The organism is Vermiculatibacterium agrestimuris, from assembly GCF_943193085.1.
Lineage (GTDB): Bacteria > Bacillota > Clostridia > Oscillospirales > Oscillospiraceae > Vermiculatibacterium > Vermiculatibacterium agrestimuris.
This window is the reverse complement of the sequence record NZ_CALPCU010000014.1, coordinates 30,428-45,595: the sequence shown is the minus strand read 5'-3', so window position 1 is coordinate 45,595 and position 15,168 is coordinate 30,428. Positions and strand designations below refer to the sequence as shown.

Genomic DNA, 15,168 nt, shown 5'->3' with positions numbered 1-15,168 from the left:
GGATCCACATGAGCTATTCCGCGCAAAACATCCGCAACATCTGTCTGTTGGGCCACGCCGGAAACGGCAAGACCAGCCTGGCGGAAAGCATGCTTTACCTCACCGGCGGCGCCCTGCGTCTGGGTTCCATCCCCGACGGAAACACCGTGTGTGACTACGATCCCGAGGAAGTCAAGCGCCAGATCTCCATCTCTTTGGCTGTGGCTCCGGTGGAATACAACGGCTGTAAGATCAACGTGCTGGACACCCCGGGCGGCTTTGACTTTGCCGGAGAGGCTCTGGAGGCCCTCCAGGCCTCCGACGCCGCCATCATCGTCTGCTCGGCCAAGTCGGGCATGAGCGTGGGCGCGGAGAAGGCGTGGAAATACTGCGAGCGGCGCAATCTGCCCCGGCTGCTCTACATCTCCAAGACCGACGAGGATAACTCCGACTATAACGCCGCCTTCGCCACCCTGCGGGAGCGGTTCGGCAAAAATATCGCCCCTCTGGTGGCCCCCATCTGGGACGCGGACAAGAAGGTCATCGGCATCATCGACGTGCTCCAGAAGCGGGCCTTTGAGGTCGGCAACAAGGGTGAGCGCGTGGAGATCGAGGTACCCGAGGACAAAAAGAGCGTGCTGGATGAGCTCTACGAGGCGCTGAAGGAGTCCGTGGCCGAGACCAGCGAGGAGTTCATGGACAAGTACTTCGGCGGCGAGGACTTCACCTACGCCGAGATGGTCAAGGGCCTGCGGCAGGGCGTGAAGGATCTCTCCCTCTTCCCCGTGGTCTGCGGCTCTGCCATCTCCGGTCTGGGCACCCGTATGCTGCTGGACACCATCGTGGAGCTGCTGCCCAGCCCCCTGGAGGGCCAGCCCCTTCTGGGCGAGAACGCCGAGGGCGAAGCCGACGAGTTCGTGGTGGCCCCCGGCGCCCTGCCCGCCGCCGTGGTCTTCAAGACGGTCTCTGACCAGTACGGCAAGTACAGCTATGTAAAAGTCCTCTCCGGCTCCATCAAGCCGGATATGGCCATGGTCAACGCCCGCACCGGCCTGACCGAGAAGCTGGGCCGGCTCTACATCATGCGGGGCAAGAAGGCCGAGGAGGTCAAGGAGCTCCAGTGCGGCGACATCGGCGCCATCGCCAAGATGGATAAGCTGAAGACCGGCGACACTCTGTGCGAGCCGCGCAAGGTGGTCAAGATCGAGCCCATCCCCTTCCTGGAGCCCTGCTACTCCGTGGCCATCCTCCCCAAGGCCCGGGGCCAGGAGGACAAAGTGGCCCAGGGCCTTGCCCGGATGAACGAGGAGGATCCCTCCTTCTATGTGGTCAACAATTCCGAGACCCATCAAATGGTCATCTACGCCGCCGGTGACATCCAGGTGGATGTGCTGGTGAGCAAACTCAAAAGCCGCTTTAACGTGGACACCGAGCTGGAGACCCCCCGGGTCCCCTACCGGGAGAAGATCCGCAAGCCGGTGGAGAAACAGGGCCGGCACAAGAAGCAGACCGGCGGCTCCGGCCAGTTCGGCGACGTGTGGATCCGCTTCGAGCCCAACCCCGGTGAGGACGAGCTGGTCTTTGCCGAGGAGGTCTTCGGCGGCAGCGTGCCCAAGAACTTCTTCCCCGCAGTGGAGAAGGGCCTGCGGGAGGCCGTGCTCCACGGCCCCCTGGCGGGCTATCCCGTGGTGAATTTGAAGGCCACCCTCTACGACGGAAGCTACCACCCGGTGGACTCCTCCGAGATCGCCTTCAAGACCGCCGCCCAGCTCAGCTATAAGGCGGCCATGCCCGAGGGCAGCCCTGTGCTGCTGGAGCCCATCGGCGAGCTGAAGGTCACCGTGCCCGACAGCTACATGGGCGACATCATGGGCGACCTCAACAAGCGCCGGGGCCGCATCATGGGTATGGATCCCACCGGGGACGGCGACCAGGTCATCTCCGCCGAGGTGCCCATGGCCGAGATGATGAGCTACGCCATCGACCTGCGCAGCATGACCCAGTCCCGGGGCTCCTTCACCTTCCACTTCGTCCGCTACGAGGACGCGCCCCCCGCCGTCCAGGATAAGGCGGTGGAGGCCGCCAAGGCCCTGGCCGCGGAGGAGTAAAGCTCCCAGCTGATAAACAAAAATACCGCCTCTGCCGGATCGGTCCGGCAGAGGCGGTATTTTTGTTTCGCGATTCAGCTGTTTCCAGGCTGGAAGATGATGTTCAGGTTCGTCAGCTCCATGCCATAGACCTTCATCCCCTCGCCGGGCTCCCCGAGGGCATAGAAGGCGCATATGACCTGGGCCATGGACTCGCCCGTCCCAAAGCCTTCCAGCCAGTTTTCCGGTACCGGGAGCGCCCCATTCCAGTAGGAGTCCTGACCGCTCGGCAGCGGTGTCACCCAGCCAGTGCCCATGTAGAAGGCCACCCTCACCTGCTCATAGACGCCGGTGGGAACGGGATCCGGATCCGTCTTATCCTGAAACGTCCCGGTGGAGCCGTTGATCACCAGCTGAAGGCTTTTGGGCGGGCCCTGCCAGGGTTCGTCGGCAGATCCGCTGCCGGTGGAGAAAACGTGGAAGACTCCCTTCCCGGTCATGTCCAGCTTCCTCTCCCCCACCTTATCGGCCACCTCAGCATTTTGCAGCGCAGGCCGTACTGTCACCGTGACCTCGCCCAGCTCGATATCATAACACAGTCCTGCCCTGAGCATAGTGAAAACATACTCGCTCACAAAGTCGACCAGGTCCAGTCCCACGCTCACCGCCCCGTTTTCCGGGATGGTATCGGAGTCGATGTACACAACGGTCACGCTGCCCCCGAGCTCTGTGCCGTCCTTCTTCTGTACCTTTGCATTGACCTCCACCGAATAGCTCACGTCCTTGTGGCACATCAGCTCTCCCAGTTCCACCGTCATCCGTCTTCCGCTCTCATCCACTGTCAGCTCGCTGCCCACGGTGGGAATCGGGATGGTATCGGCGTCCAATATGTCCCGGATCTCCACCGCCTTCACAGCAGAGGGACAGGTCTTCCCCCCGGCGGTAACGTCACAGCAGTAGTAGAGTATCCCCTCGGTCCGGGTGTCTTCGGCGGGGACAGTATATTCTCTGGCCGTCGCTCCGGTGATAGGGGTCTTCCCCCCGCCCTCAGCGTTATCACACCGATACCACTGGTAGGAAAAGGTCTCCGGATCCACCAGAAAGTTGTTCCAATAGGAAACCTCAAGCTTTGCCGTCGTCCCCGGGCTCACCGCCGCCGGGGCCACGACAGTCACTCCGCTCACCGGCTCCCGGTGCTCGGTTTTTTCATAGACCATGGTCACCACCCAGTCGTTCCCGCTCTTTTCCGACTTGGCGGGGACAAACTCGTTGCCGTTGCCGTCGGTGACGTTCACCTTCACACTGTCGGCAAAAACATAGTTGGTAACAGGGCTCAGCTTCACCACCGCCTGGTAGGCCTGGTCGGCGGTAAAGGTGTCCTTGGCGGTACTGTCCGCCTTCCAGCGGTAGCTGGGCTCGGAGCCGTCGGCGTTGAACCACTCCGTTTTGGCGGAATAGCCCACGCCCAGCGCGTCGGCCTCGTCGGGAATATTGCCGAAGGCGGGGGCCAGGAGCTGGAGCTTCACCTCCGAAACGGTCTTGGGCGCGGCGGTGCTCCCGCCGGAGGAGCTTCCCCCCGAACTGGAGCCGCCCGAGGAGCTGCCGCCGGAAGAGCTTCCTCCCACGCTGCCGCCGTTCTGCTTGTCCACCTTCACCCCGGCGTCGTTGGTCAGCTTGGAGACCCGGCCCTCCACCGTCACCTGGGCGTCCTTGGCGGTCTCGGCCAGCTCCAGGCTGGATACGATGGAGCCCTTGTTCACGGTGAGCTTGGCGTCCTTGGTCACCGACAGGGTCTTCACGCTCTTGGCGGCGATGGTCACAGGGGCGTCGCAGGCGATGACCACCTCGCCCAGCTCGTCGCCGTCCAAAGTCACCCCGGCCTTGCCGTCGTTGACGAAGATCATGGGGATGGTCTCGCCGGACTCATTGACCAGCCGGATCATGCCCCCGGTGGTCTTGGTGACGATGATGTTCTTCACATTGCACCCCGGAAGGATGTGGAAGGAGTTCTCCCCACAGCCCCGGAGGATGATATTTCCCTTCACCGTGACCCCCTCGATGTACACATCTCCCTCGCCCACGCCGTCGGCCACGATGAGGTCGCCGTCAACAGTCATATCCTTCAGGCGCACGTCCTGGGCATTGACCACAAGATTGCCCCCGCAGTCCTCGGTGTACTCGCCGTCGGCGTTAATAAAGCCGGAAACCATCCGATCCAAAATGGTGACCAGTTCGGCCCGGGTGATGGGGTCGTCGGGGCGGACATTCCCGTTTTTGTCCCCCTGGATGTACCCGGCCGCCTTCATGGCGGCCAGATCGCCCATGGCCCAGGAGGAGACAGCCCCATCGTCGGCAAAGCCGGGGGCCTCCCCACTCTCCTCCACAGCCATGGCCCGGGCCAGGGCGGCAAGGGCCTCCTGCCGGGTAATGGGGGCGTTGGGCATCATCTGGCCCGCCTTACGGCCCTGGAAGATGCCCTCAGCCACCAGATGGAGGACACTCTGGGCATACCAGGCCCGGTCGGGCACGTCGGAGAAGGTGTTCTCCGCTGTGGCCTGATAGCCCATGACCCGGTCCAGCACCACAGCCATCTCCGCCCGGGTGACGGGATCGTTGGGCTTAAAGCTGCCGTCGGGGTAGCCCTTGAGCACGTCATAGCCGCTCCAGGTCTCCACCGCCGCCTTGGCATAGTGGGCCTCCAGATCGGTATACCCGGCATTCTCTGCCGCGCTGGCAGGCACGGCAAGACCCAGGCACAGGGTAAGGGCCAGGAACAAGGACGAGATCCGTTTCATATCACGTCACTCCTTAAAAATAAGCAGATCTTTACATTTGCGGGGTAAATCCCCACATTTGGCAACATTATATCACCGAGATTTTTTCTTTGCAACAGCAAAAATTTTCATTTACGAAGGGAAATTTGCACCCTTGTGTCTATGGGAAACCGCCCGCACAAAATATGGAACTTTTTTGGAAAACCCTTGCTTTCTATGGCATGATATGGTATACTTGCCACAATAGTAAGGGTAGTAATGGTGAGAGTGAGGATTCTTCCTCACTCTTTTTCATGGAAAAGGGGTTGAGGACGCCTATGGCGAAGGTGACCGACATTGTAGAGGCTCTGGCCCGCCCCATTGCGGAGGAGAAGGGCTGTACCCTCTGGGACGTGGAATATGTAAAGGAGGCGGGGGTCTGGTATCTCCGGCTCTACATCGACAAGCCCGGCGGAGTATCCATTGACGACTGCGAGGCGGTCTCCCGCCCGGTGAGCGACGCACTGGATCAGGCCGACCCCATCGAGGGCAGCTACACCTTTGAGGTCTCCTCCGCCGGAGCCGACCGGACCCTGAAAAAGCCCGAGCACTTCGCCGCCTTTGTTGGCAGCGAGGTGGAGGTAAAACTCTACCGGGCCCAGGACGGACGCAAGGACTGGGTGGGCGTTTTGGAGGCCTACTCACAGGGTGACGTGACCATCGCCGCTCCCGCTGGGAGCGTGACGTTCGCAAAAAAAGACGTGGCGCAGGTCAGATTGTACGTGCGCGTTTGACGGATAAAGGAGAGTATCATTATGCCGAAGAAAAATCAGAATGTGCAAAATCCCCATGAGCTGGACGCGGCCGAGTTCTTCACCGCCATCGACCTGATCGAGAAGGAGAAGGGGATCCCCAAGGGATATATGCTGGAGAAGATCACTCTGGCCCTGGTCTCCGCCTATAAAAAGGATCACCCCGAGTCCGGGGACAACCTGGTGGTGGACGCCGACGAGGAAAAGGGCACCGTCCGGATGTATCTGAAAAAGGACGTGGTGGAGAAGGTGGACGACCCCGCCACCGAGATCAGCCTGGAGGAGGCCCAGCTCAAGCTGCCTCAGGTGCAGCTGGGTGACGTGATCTCCATGGAGGTCAAGACCCGGGACTTTGGCCGTATTGCCGCCCAGACCGCCCGTCAGGTCATCATCCAGGGCATGCGGGAGGCAGAGCGGGGCATGATCTTTGACGAGTTCTCCTCCAAGGAGAAGGAGATCCTCAGCGGTCTCATCACCCGCATCGATCCCCGCACCGGCGGGTGTTCCCTGCGCATCACCTCCGGCAGCGAGTTCACCGAGGCCTACCTGGCCCCCAACGAGCAGATCAAGGGGGAGCAGTATATCGAGGGCATGCGCCTGAAGGTCTATGTGGCCGAGGTGCGCCGCTCCACCCGGGGGCCCCAAGTCCTCATCTCCCGCACCCATCCCGGCCTTGTGAAGCGGCTGTTCGAGCTGGAGGTGCCCGAGATCTACGACGGCACCGTGGAGGTCAAGTCCATCGCCCGTGAGGCGGGCAGCCGCACCAAGCTGGCGGTCTGGTCCGCCGATCCCAACGTGGATCCCATCGGCGCCTGCGTGGGCCCCAAGGGCGCGCGGGTGAACAACATCGTCAGCGAGCTCAAGGGCGAAAAGGTGGACATCATCAAGTGGTCGGAGGATCCTACGCAGTTCATTGCCGCCGCCCTGGCCCCCGCCGACGTCCTCTCCGTCACCACTCTGGACAGCCCGGAGGATCCCCTCTCCGACAAGGAGAGCAAGGGCAGCTGCCGGGTGGTGGTGCCTGACGACCAGCTCAGCCTGGCCATCGGCAAGGAGGGGCAGAACGCCCGCCTGGCCGCCAAGCTCACCCGCTACAAGATCGACATCAAGCCCGCCTCCGCCCTGGACGGGGATGCCCCCCAGGAAGAGGACGGCCTCATCGCTGAGGAATAAAAAAGGGGGAACTCCCTTATGCCAAAAAAAATACCCGTGCGCCAATGCCTTGGCTGCCGGGAGCATAAGCCCAAGCCGGAGCTGATCCGGGTGGTTCGCTCCCCCGAGGGGGAGGTCTCCCTGGATTTCAAGGGCAAAAAGCCGGGCCGTGGGGCCTATGTGTGTCCCAGCACCGAGTGTTTGAAGAAGGTGCGCAAGTCCCGGGCTCTGGAGCGGGCCTTCTCCGCCCCCCTCCCCGACGAGGTATGGGAGGCTATGGAGGCGCAGATGAAAGCGGGTGAGGGCGATGGATAACGGCCTCACCGGCCTTTTGGGTCTCTGCCGCAGGGCAGGCAAGGCGGAGCTGGGGGAGGAACCCACCGCCGCCGCCGCGCTGGGCCACAAAGCCCGGGTCATCCTGTTGGCCTCCGACGCCGCCGACAATACCCGCCGGAAAGCGGAGTCCCTGGGACAGCAGGGCAACGCCCCTGTACTCACCCTCCCCCTGACCAAGGCGGAGCTGGGCGGGGCTCTGGGCAGAGCCAGCTGCGCCGTGGTGGCCCTCACCGATATGGGCCTGGCCGCCACAGCAGTCCAAAAGCTCTCTCAGGCCGACCCGGAGCGCTATGGCGCCGCCGCTGAGACCCTGGGTAAAAAGGCGGCCAAGCAGGATCGCCGCCGCAGGGAGCAGCGCGCCAAGGAAAAGGCCCGCCAGGCCAAGAGCCGCAAGCCCTGGGCCGCGCCTCCCGCAGAGGGCAGGAAGACATGAGCACCATCGTGAGAAACAACTGACCGGACTTGTACCAATGAGAGGGCGGGAGAGGCTCTCCCCCTTTCTCATTGGCACAAGTCCCACCAAAATGGAGGTGGCTTCATTTGCTGAATATCAAGTATCGCGTCCGTGATGTGGCCAAGGATCTGGATCGGAGCACCAAGGAGATCACCGAGATCCTCACCCAGTACGCCACGGCCCCCAAGAACCCTATGCAGGCGCTGGAGACCAGGGAGCTCTCCCTGATCTTTGAGTACCTGACCCAGCACAATCAGGTGGAGAGCATCGAGAGCATCTTCGCCGACGTCTACCACGAGCCAAAGCCCGCCCAGGAGGCTCCCAAGGCAGACGCACCCAAGCAGGCCGAGGCCGGCGCCGCGCCGGAGGCCCCCAAGGCGGAGAGCAAGCCCGCCGCCGCGCCCCAGCAGGCCCAGCCTGCCGCCAAGCCCCAGCAGCCCGCTGCCCAACGGCCCGCCAGCCGGGTGCCGGAGAAGCGGGTGGTGGACACCCGCAAGGGCGGGGCGGTGAACCTGGATAAGTACGACGAGAAGCTGGAGCGCATCGCCTCGTCCAAGACCAAGCAGATGGACGCGGGCCGGGAGAAGTTCCGCAACCGGGGCGCCAACCAGCGCCGGGCCAGCAGCTTCGGCGGCAACAAGCGCCGCCAGGAGGAGCTGGAGAAGATGCGCCGTCTCCAGCTGGAGATCGCCAAGAAGGCCCCTGTAAAGGTGCTCATCCCCGACGAGATCGCCGTGAGCGAGCTGGCCTCCCGAATGAAGAAGACGGGAGCCGAGGTGGTCAAGACCCTGATGAAAAACGGGGTCATGGCCTCCATGAGCGACGTCATCGACTTCGACACCGCCGCCATCATCGCGGAAGAGATGGGCTGCAAGGTGGAGAAGGAGGTCATCGTCACCATCGAGGAGAAGCTCATCGACACCGCCGAGGACAAGGAGGAGGATCTGGTCGCCCGGGCCCCCGTGGTGGTGGTCATGGGCCACGTGGACCACGGCAAGACCTCCCTTCTGGACTATATCCGCAACGCCCACGTCACCGAGGGCGAGGCCGGCGGCATCACCCAGCACATCGGCGCCTACCAGGTGGAGGTGGGCGGCAAGCCCATCACCTTCCTGGACACCCCCGGCCACGAGGCCTTCACCGCCATGCGGGCCCGGGGCGCCATGATCACCGACATCGCCATCCTGGTGGTGGCCGCCGACGACGGCATCATGCCCCAGACCGTGGAGTCCATCAACCACGCCAAGGCGGCCGAGATCCCCGTCATCGTGGCCATCAACAAGATGGATAAGCCCGAGGCCAACCCCGAGCGGATCAAGCAGCAGCTCACTGAGTACGAGCTGGTGCCCGAGGAGTGGGGCGGCGAGACCATCATCTGTCCCATCTCCGCCAAGACCGGAGCGGGCATCGACACCCTGCTGGAGATGGTCACTCTCACCGCCGAGATGCGGGAGCTGAAGGCCAACCCCGCCCGCTCCGCCCACGGCGCGGTGGTGGAGGCCCGGCTGGACAAGGGCCGCGGCCCCGTGGCCACTCTGCTGGTGCAAAACGGCACCCTCAACCAGGGCGACGTGATCATCGCCGGCACCGCCGTGGGCCGTGTCCGGGCCATGACCACCGCCTCCGGCGAGAAGGTGGAGCACGCCGGGCCCTCGGTGCCTGTGGAGATCATCGGCATGGCGGAGGTGCCCTCCGCCGGCGACGACTTCCACGCCGTGGCCGACGAGCGCATGGCCCGGGAGCTGGCCGACCAGCGCAAGCACGACCAGAAGATGGCCGCCGCCGGGCCCCAGGGCAAGGTGACCCTGGAGGATCTGTTCAGCCAGATCCAGCAGGGGGAGATGAAGACCCTGAACATCATCGTCAAGGCCGACGTCCAGGGCTCCGCCGAGGCGGTGAAGCAGTCCCTGGAGAAGATCTCCAATGAGGAGGTTCGGGTGAAGGTCATCCACTCGGCCGTGGGCGCCATCAATGAGTCCGACGTGATGCTGGCCGCCACCAGCGGCGCCATCATCGTGGGCTTCAATGTCCGGCCCAACGAGAACGCCAAGCAGAATGCCGCCCGGGATCACGTGGACATGCGGATGTACCGGGTCATCTACGACGCCATCGAGGAGATCGAGACCGCCATGAAGGGCATGCTCGCCCCCAAGTTCAAGGAGGTGGAGCTGGGCCACGCCGAGGTGCGCAGCGTGTTCCGTATCACCGGCGTGGGCATGGTGGCCGGCTGCTACGTCACCGACGGGCGCATCCAGCGGGGGGCCCAGATGCGGCTTCTCCGGGACAACATCGTCATCTACGACGGCGCCATCGCCTCCCTCCAGCGCTTCAAGGACAGCGTGAAGGAAGTGGCCCAGGGCTACGAGTGCGGCATCACCTTTGAAAAATGGCAGGACATCAAGGAGGGCGACGTGATCGAGGCCTTCCTCATGGAGCAGATCGAGGTATAATAACAGCGACGAGGGCGGGCGTTTCGCCCGCCCTTTCCTTAATCTGTCCATGCTCCCAGCCCCGCTGACATAAGGCACAGCCCCAGTTGGAGACCCTCCCGGAAGGTATACAGGCCATAGTCTTTGGCCTGCGGGAAGGTTTGAGGGTCATATTGCTTGCACCAGGCCAGGAAGAGCATTTCAAATAGACAGTTCATTTTCATCACCTCATTTAGCAATTTGCTAATTCTATTATATAGCAAATTGCTAACTTGTCAAGGGGGTACTTATGCTAAATAAAAAGGAATTTGGCCTCCGTCTGCGCGAGACACGCAAGGCAAACGGCGAACAACAGCAAGACCTTGCGGATTTTCTTGAAATTTCAACAGCGCAAATCAGCGATATGGAAAACGGAAAAAAGACGACCACCCTTGAAAAATTGGTGCTGATTTGCGAACACTATAACGTATCATCCGACTACCTTCTGGGACTTTCCGACATCAAATAACTGAAAGAAATACAAAACCAAGAGGTGAAACCATATGTCCGCCACCCGCATGGGCCGCATCAATGAAGAGATCCAGCGCGCCATGGCAGAGCTCATCCGCAGCGTAAAGGATCCCCGCGTCCGGGGACTCATCTCCGTCACCGCCGTGGAGACCACCCCCGACTTGAAATACGCCAAAATCTATATCAGCGCCCTGGACCAGTCCGACGTGGATCAGGTCATCAAGGGCCTGAAGTCCGCCTCCGGCTATCTCCGGCGGGAGCTGGGCCACACCCTCTCCCTGCGCTATACCCCCGAGCTGACCTTCCTTCGGGACGACTCCATGGCCAAGGGCGCCCACATTCTGGAGCTCATCGAGGGCCTGGACAAATAAGGAGGTTCCCCCATGGACGTCACCTATCGCGAGGCCGGCTGCTGGCTTTTGGAGCGGGACGGCTTTCTCATCCTCACCCACAAGCGCCCCGACGGGGATACTCTGGGCTGCGCCATCGCCCTGTGCAAGGCCCTGCGCGCCCAGGGCAAGACCGCCTGGCTCCTCCCCAACGAGGACGCCACCACCCTCTTCACCCCCTATCTGGACGGGGTGCTGGCTCCGGCGGACTTCCGCCCCGAACACATCGTGGCGGTGGATATCGCCAGCCAGGGCCTCTTTCCCGCCAGCGCCCAGGAATGGAAGGACAAAGTAGAGCTGTCCATCGACCACCACCCCTCCAACGAGCACTTCGCCCAATATAACTGCGTGGAGCCGGACAAGGCCGCCTGCGGGGAGATCATTTTCGCCCTGGTGCAGGAGTGGGGCTCCCTCACAGCCGAGGTGGCCCTTCCCCTCTATGTGGCGGTGAGCACCGACACAGGCTGCTTTATGTACTCCAACACCTCCCCCAACACCCACCGGGTGGCGGCGCAGCTGATGGAGACCGGTATCGACGCCGCCGGGGTCAATAAGCGCCACTTCCGCACCAAGAGCTATGTGCGCCTGCGGCTGGAGGGGCGCATTATGGAGACCATGGAGCTCCATGACGACGGCCAGATCGCCCTGGCCTCCATCACCCTGGCAGACATGGCCGCGCTCCATGCCCGGGAGGAGGATGCCGAGGACATCGCCGCCTTCACCGGCCAGCTGGAAGGGGTGCGCACCGCCGTCACCATCCGGGAGCTGGCGCCCGGCGAGTGCAAGCTGTCGGTGCGCACCGGGGCGGAGCTCAACGCCTCCAAGGTCTGCGCCCTGCTGGGGGGCGGCGGTCACGCCGCCGCCTCCGGCTGCACTGTTATGGGCAGTGTGGAAACCGCCAAGGCGGCCATTCTGGGGGCTATCCGGCAGGTGCAGAAAAATGGCTAACGGTCTCATCATCATCCACAAGCCCCAGGACTGGACCAGCATGGATGTGTGCGCCAAGCTCCGGGGGGCCTTCCATGAAAAACGGGTCGGCCACGCCGGCACTCTGGATCCCATGGCCACCGGCGTGCTGCCCGTCTTCGTGGGCCGGTGTACCCGGGCTGTCCAGTTTGCCGAGACCGAGGAGAAGGAGTATATCGCCGGCCTGCGCCTGGGCCTCACCACCAACACCCAGGACACCTCCGGCCAGATCCTGGAGGAGCATCCCGTTCAGGTCTCCCGGGAAGAATTGGAGGCCGTTCTGGGGCGCTTTCGGGGGGAGATCGGCCAGGTGCCCCCCATGTATTCGGCGGTGAAGATCGGCGGCAAAAAGCTCTACGAGCTGGCCCGGAAGGGCGTAGAGGTGGAGCGGAAGGAGCGCCGGGTGACCATCCACGCCCTGGAACTGGCGGAAGGTCTCACCCCCGCCTTCACCCCCCTTCCCATCGGCCCCGCCGAACTGTCCGGGCACTATTTTCTCCGTGTCCGCTGCTCCAAGGGCACCTACATCCGCACCCTCTGCCACGACATCGGCCAGGCCCTGGGCTGCGGCGGCTGTATGTCCGCCCTTCTGCGCAGCTCCGCCTGCGGCTTTTCCCTGACGGAGGCCCTGCCCCTCCACGCAGTCATCGAAAGCTCCGACCCGGAGGCCCTGCTCCGTCCGGTGGACGCTCTTTTCCAAGACCGGCCCGCCCTCACCGCAAATGCCGGACAGGCCCAGCGGCTGCGCCACGGCAATCCCATCCCCTGGCAGGGAACGGACGGGGAATACCGGGTCTACGGCCCCCAGGGGGAGTTTCTCCTGTTGGGCGAGCTGAAAAGGGGAAGGCTGACCACCATCAAAAGCTTTTTCGAGGTGTGACCATATCGCCCGCTGCGGCCGCCTCACGGGATAAACGACAAGGAGATATCAGATTTGGAAAACACAAAGCGCGTCATTGCCCTGGGATTTTTTGACGGCGTCCATGTCGGACACCAGGCTCTTTTGAACCTCTCCACCCAGCGGGCGGAGGAACTGGGGGCCATCCCCTCCGCCCTCACCTTCGACCTCCACCCCTCCTCCCTTATCCTCCACACCCCTGTGCCCCTGCTGTCCACTCCCGCCGACCGGGCGGGGCTCATGCACCGCCTCTTCGGCATCCGGGACGTGATCGTGTGCCACTATGACCAGCGGATGATGCACACCCCCTGGCGGGAGTTCGTCACCGACTACCTGGTGGGCATCCACCATGCCGTCCACCTGGTGGCGGGCCATGACTTTCACTTCGGCTACAAGGGGGAGGGCAATCCCCAGCGGCTCCAGCAGCTCTGCGCCGAGCTGGGCATCGGCTGTGACATCGTGGCCAAGGTGGAGCAGGAGGGGATCACCGTCTCCTCCACCGCCATCCGCAACCTCATCGCCCAGGGAGAGATGGCCCAGGCGGTGCGCCTGCTGGGCCATCCCCACACCTTCACCGCCACCGTTTCCCACGGCAAAAAGCTGGGCTCCACCCTGGGCTTTCCCACGGTGAACCTCCACCTGCCCGCCGGCGCCCTCTCACCCGCCTTCGGCGTCTATGCCACAAAGGTTTGGGTGCTCCCCGGCTATTCTGACCATCAGGCGTGCCTCCCCGGCTCGGGGCCCTATCCGGCGGTGACCAACGTGGGGATCCGCCCCACGGTGGATGACAGCGACGCGGTGACTGTGGAGGGTTTCCTGCTGGATTTTGACGGCGACCTCTACGGCCGACAGGTGCGCATGGAGTTTTACACCTACTTGCGCCCGGAGCGAAAATTTGATACACTGGATGAACTGAAAGAGGAAGTTATGCGCAACGCCCAGCAGACCCGGGATTTTTTCGCGAGTCACCCTACGTCTTAAGGGAGGGATGGGTATGCCCCAGAGCCGTCAGGAAGGAAAAATGCGCTATGAGCGGATATTCCCTGCCGCACTGATTTACTGCGCCCTTTTGATCGCCCTGGCCTTTCTGCTGGACAGCCCCGGCAACATCTGGAATGGCCTGGGCCGCATCGTTCTTGAGGGGGACACCCTCATCACCGACTACATCGCTCTGGCGGGGGCGGGGGCGGCTTTGGTCAACTCCGCCCTTGTGGTGCTCATCAGCCTGATGGTGCTCCACCTGGTGGGAGATCCCCTCAACGGCACCACCCTGATGGTGCTGGGCCTGATGAGCGGATTCTCCCTGTTCGGCAAAAATGTCTTCAACATCTGGCCCTTCCTCCTGGGCGCCTTTCTCTACGCCCGCTTTCGCCGGGAGCCCTTTGTGAAGTATTCCAACGTGGGGCTTTTGTCCACCTGCCTGGCTCCTGTGGTGAGCTTTATCTGTTTTGCCGTCCCATCTCCCTGGTCTCTGGCGGCCGGACTTTTACTGGGCGTGCTCGTCGGCTTCCTCCTCCCCGCCCTGTCGGCCTACACCTTCAAGATCCAGAACGGCATGAACCTTTACAACATGGGCTTCGCCTGCGGCCTGGTGGCTATGATCCTGGTGCCGGTACTCACCTCCCTTGGCCACACCCCCACCACCGCCCTCCACTGGGCCACCGGCTACAACGGCCTGTTTACCCTGGTCATGGGCGTATTCTGCGGCGCGCTCATCCTCGGCGGCCTCTTCTTCTGCGGCCGCCCCCCCTGGGCGGCCTGGGCGGGCTACCGTTACCTGCTCAAGGCCACCGGCCGCTCCCCCAGCGACTTTCTGCGTACTTACGGCGCCGCACCCGTGCTCATTAACATGGGGATCAACGGCCTCATCGCCACCGGCTACATCCTCCTCATCGGCGGGGACTTAAACGGCCCTACTCTGGGCGGCATCCTCACCATTATGGGCTTTTCCGCCTATGGCAAGCACGCCCGGAACATCATCCCCATTATGCTGGGGGTCGTGCTGGGCGGCGCGGTAATGGAGTGGAACCTCACCGATTACTCCTCCCAGCTGGCCGGCCTTTTCGGCACCACCCTGGCCCCCATTTCCGGCTACTTCGGCTGGCCCTGCGGCATTCTGGCGGGCTTCCTCCACTCCTGCCTGGTGCTCCACACCGGCGGCCCGGTGGCGGGCATCAACCTCTACAACAACGGCTTTTCCGGCGGCATCATCGCCACCGTGCTCTACCCCCTGCTCATGGCCTTTGTGCGCCACCGCCGGCCCGTGCTGCAGGACGAGGACTACTTTGAGTCCTTCGAGCACGACGAGCCCATCACCCCTATCTCCTCTCACCACCAAATAGAGGAGGACAATTCAAAACAGGCATAAAAACAGGCCGGATCCAAAATGGATCTGGCCTGTTT

The 15,168-nt window shown here is 62.9% G+C and carries 14 protein-coding genes; 12 read left to right on the top strand and 2 right to left on the bottom strand.

Going from position 1 to position 15,168, the window contains the following annotated elements; translation table 11 throughout:
* Positions 1 to 8: 8 nt before the first annotated feature.
* Positions 9 to 2,087 (top strand): elongation factor G, encoded by a 2,079-nt coding sequence (locus NFR87_RS06535; RefSeq protein WP_251448031.1) that lies wholly within the window; start codon positions 9 to 11, stop codon positions 2,085 to 2,087.
* 74 nt (positions 2,088 to 2,161) lie between these two features.
* Here NFR87_RS06535 and NFR87_RS06530 read toward each other — a convergent pair whose 3' ends face one another.
* Positions 2,162 to 4,861, bottom strand: coding sequence for an S-layer homology domain-containing protein (locus NFR87_RS06530; protein ID WP_251448027.1), 2,700 nt, complete (start codon positions 4,859 to 4,861; stop codon positions 2,162 to 2,164).
* Between the two features lie 296 nt (positions 4,862 to 5,157).
* Here NFR87_RS06530 and NFR87_RS06525 point away from each other — a divergent pair, with 296 nt between their 5' ends.
* The 5 genes from NFR87_RS06525 to infB all read left to right on the top strand — a co-directional run bounded on the left by NFR87_RS06525 (position 5,158) and on the right by infB (position 10,023).
* Positions 5,158 to 5,613: a ribosome maturation factor RimP gene (locus tag NFR87_RS06525; RefSeq protein ID WP_251448024.1), complete on the top strand. Its 456-nt coding sequence runs from the start codon at positions 5,158 to 5,160 to the stop codon at positions 5,611 to 5,613.
* A 21-nt stretch (positions 5,614 to 5,634) separates the two neighbouring features.
* Complete coding sequence (gene nusA / locus NFR87_RS06520) at positions 5,635 to 6,804, top strand: transcription termination factor NusA (protein ID WP_251448021.1); 1,170 nt, start codon at positions 5,635 to 5,637, stop codon at positions 6,802 to 6,804.
* A gap of 18 nt (positions 6,805 to 6,822) precedes the next feature.
* Positions 6,823 to 7,098, top strand: a complete 276-nt coding sequence (gene rnpM, locus NFR87_RS06515) for an RNase P modulator RnpM (RefSeq protein ID WP_251448018.1) — start codon at positions 6,823 to 6,825, stop codon at positions 7,096 to 7,098.
* A complete protein-coding gene (locus NFR87_RS06510) occupies positions 7,091 to 7,552 on the top strand; it encodes a L7Ae/L30e/S12e/Gadd45 family ribosomal protein (RefSeq protein WP_251448015.1) in 462 nt (153 codons plus the stop codon). Before rnpM ends, NFR87_RS06510 begins: the two co-directional genes overlap by 8 nt.
* 110 nt (positions 7,553 to 7,662) lie before the next feature.
* Positions 7,663 to 10,023, top strand: coding sequence for a translation initiation factor IF-2 (gene infB, locus NFR87_RS06505; RefSeq protein ID WP_251448089.1), 2,361 nt, complete (start codon positions 7,663 to 7,665; stop codon positions 10,021 to 10,023).
* Between the two features lie 38 nt (positions 10,024 to 10,061).
* On the opposite strand, the gene NFR87_RS06500 is transcribed toward infB, so the two are convergent.
* Positions 10,062 to 10,220, bottom strand: a complete 159-nt coding sequence (locus tag NFR87_RS06500; RefSeq protein ID WP_251448013.1) for a hypothetical protein — start codon at positions 10,218 to 10,220, stop codon at positions 10,062 to 10,064.
* A gap of 71 nt (positions 10,221 to 10,291) precedes the next feature.
* On the opposite strand from NFR87_RS06500, the gene NFR87_RS06495 reads away from it, so the two are divergent.
* Genes NFR87_RS06495 through NFR87_RS06470 form a run of 6 tightly spaced genes read left to right on the top strand, consistent with a single transcriptional unit; the run spans position 10,292 to position 15,133 of the window.
* A complete protein-coding gene (locus tag NFR87_RS06495; RefSeq protein WP_251448010.1) occupies positions 10,292 to 10,510 on the top strand; it encodes a helix-turn-helix domain-containing protein in 219 nt (72 codons plus the stop codon).
* 34 nt (positions 10,511 to 10,544) lie between these two features.
* Positions 10,545 to 10,883, top strand: coding sequence for a 30S ribosome-binding factor RbfA (gene rbfA / locus NFR87_RS06490; RefSeq protein WP_251448007.1), 339 nt, complete (start codon positions 10,545 to 10,547; stop codon positions 10,881 to 10,883).
* Between the two features lie 12 nt (positions 10,884 to 10,895).
* Positions 10,896 to 11,849 carry a DHH family phosphoesterase gene (locus tag NFR87_RS06485; RefSeq protein WP_251448004.1) on the top strand — a complete coding sequence of 318 codons (954 nt, stop codon included), beginning with the start codon at positions 10,896 to 10,898 and terminating at the stop codon, positions 11,847 to 11,849.
* A complete protein-coding gene (gene truB / locus NFR87_RS06480) occupies positions 11,842 to 12,747 on the top strand; it encodes a tRNA pseudouridine(55) synthase TruB (RefSeq protein ID WP_251448000.1) in 906 nt (301 codons plus the stop codon). The genes NFR87_RS06485 and truB overlap by 8 nt, the downstream gene beginning before the upstream one ends.
* 54 nt (positions 12,748 to 12,801) lie before the next feature.
* Complete coding sequence (ribF, locus tag NFR87_RS06475) at positions 12,802 to 13,746, top strand: riboflavin biosynthesis protein RibF (protein WP_251447996.1); 945 nt, start codon at positions 12,802 to 12,804, stop codon at positions 13,744 to 13,746.
* A 13-nt stretch (positions 13,747 to 13,759) separates the two neighbouring features.
* Positions 13,760 to 15,133, top strand: coding sequence for a DUF1576 domain-containing protein (locus tag NFR87_RS06470; RefSeq protein WP_251447993.1), 1,374 nt, complete (start codon positions 13,760 to 13,762; stop codon positions 15,131 to 15,133).
* The last annotated feature ends 35 nt before the right edge of the window (positions 15,134 to 15,168 follow it).

What these genes read in the sequence shown, in the direction of transcription:
- NFR87_RS06470 (WP_251447993.1), top strand. Translation starts at nt 13,760, where the DNA reads ATGCCCCAGAGCCGTCAGGAAGGAAAAATGCGCTATGAGCGGATATTC.
- rnpM (WP_251448018.1), top strand. Translation starts at nt 6,823, where the DNA reads ATGCCAAAAAAAATACCCGTGCGCCAATGCCTTGGCTGCCGGGAGCAT.
- NFR87_RS06500 (WP_251448013.1), bottom strand. Translation starts at nt 10,220, where the DNA reads ATGAACTGTCTATTTGAAATGCTCTTCCTGGCCTGGTGCAAGCAATAT.
- NFR87_RS06525 (WP_251448024.1), top strand. Translation starts at nt 5,158, where the DNA reads ATGGCGAAGGTGACCGACATTGTAGAGGCTCTGGCCCGCCCCATTGCG.
- truB (WP_251448000.1), top strand. Translation starts at nt 11,842, where the DNA reads ATGGCTAACGGTCTCATCATCATCCACAAGCCCCAGGACTGGACCAGC.
- NFR87_RS06495 (WP_251448010.1), top strand. Translation starts at nt 10,292, where the DNA reads ATGCTAAATAAAAAGGAATTTGGCCTCCGTCTGCGCGAGACACGCAAG.
- NFR87_RS06485 (WP_251448004.1), top strand. Translation starts at nt 10,896, where the DNA reads ATGGACGTCACCTATCGCGAGGCCGGCTGCTGGCTTTTGGAGCGGGAC.
- nusA (WP_251448021.1), top strand. Translation starts at nt 5,635, where the DNA reads ATGCCGAAGAAAAATCAGAATGTGCAAAATCCCCATGAGCTGGACGCG.
- rbfA (WP_251448007.1), top strand. Translation starts at nt 10,545, where the DNA reads ATGTCCGCCACCCGCATGGGCCGCATCAATGAAGAGATCCAGCGCGCC.
- NFR87_RS06535 (WP_251448031.1), top strand. Translation starts at nt 9, where the DNA reads ATGAGCTATTCCGCGCAAAACATCCGCAACATCTGTCTGTTGGGCCAC.
- NFR87_RS06530 (WP_251448027.1), bottom strand. Translation starts at nt 4,861, where the DNA reads ATGAAACGGATCTCGTCCTTGTTCCTGGCCCTTACCCTGTGCCTGGGT.
- NFR87_RS06510 (WP_251448015.1), top strand. Translation starts at nt 7,091, where the DNA reads ATGGATAACGGCCTCACCGGCCTTTTGGGTCTCTGCCGCAGGGCAGGC.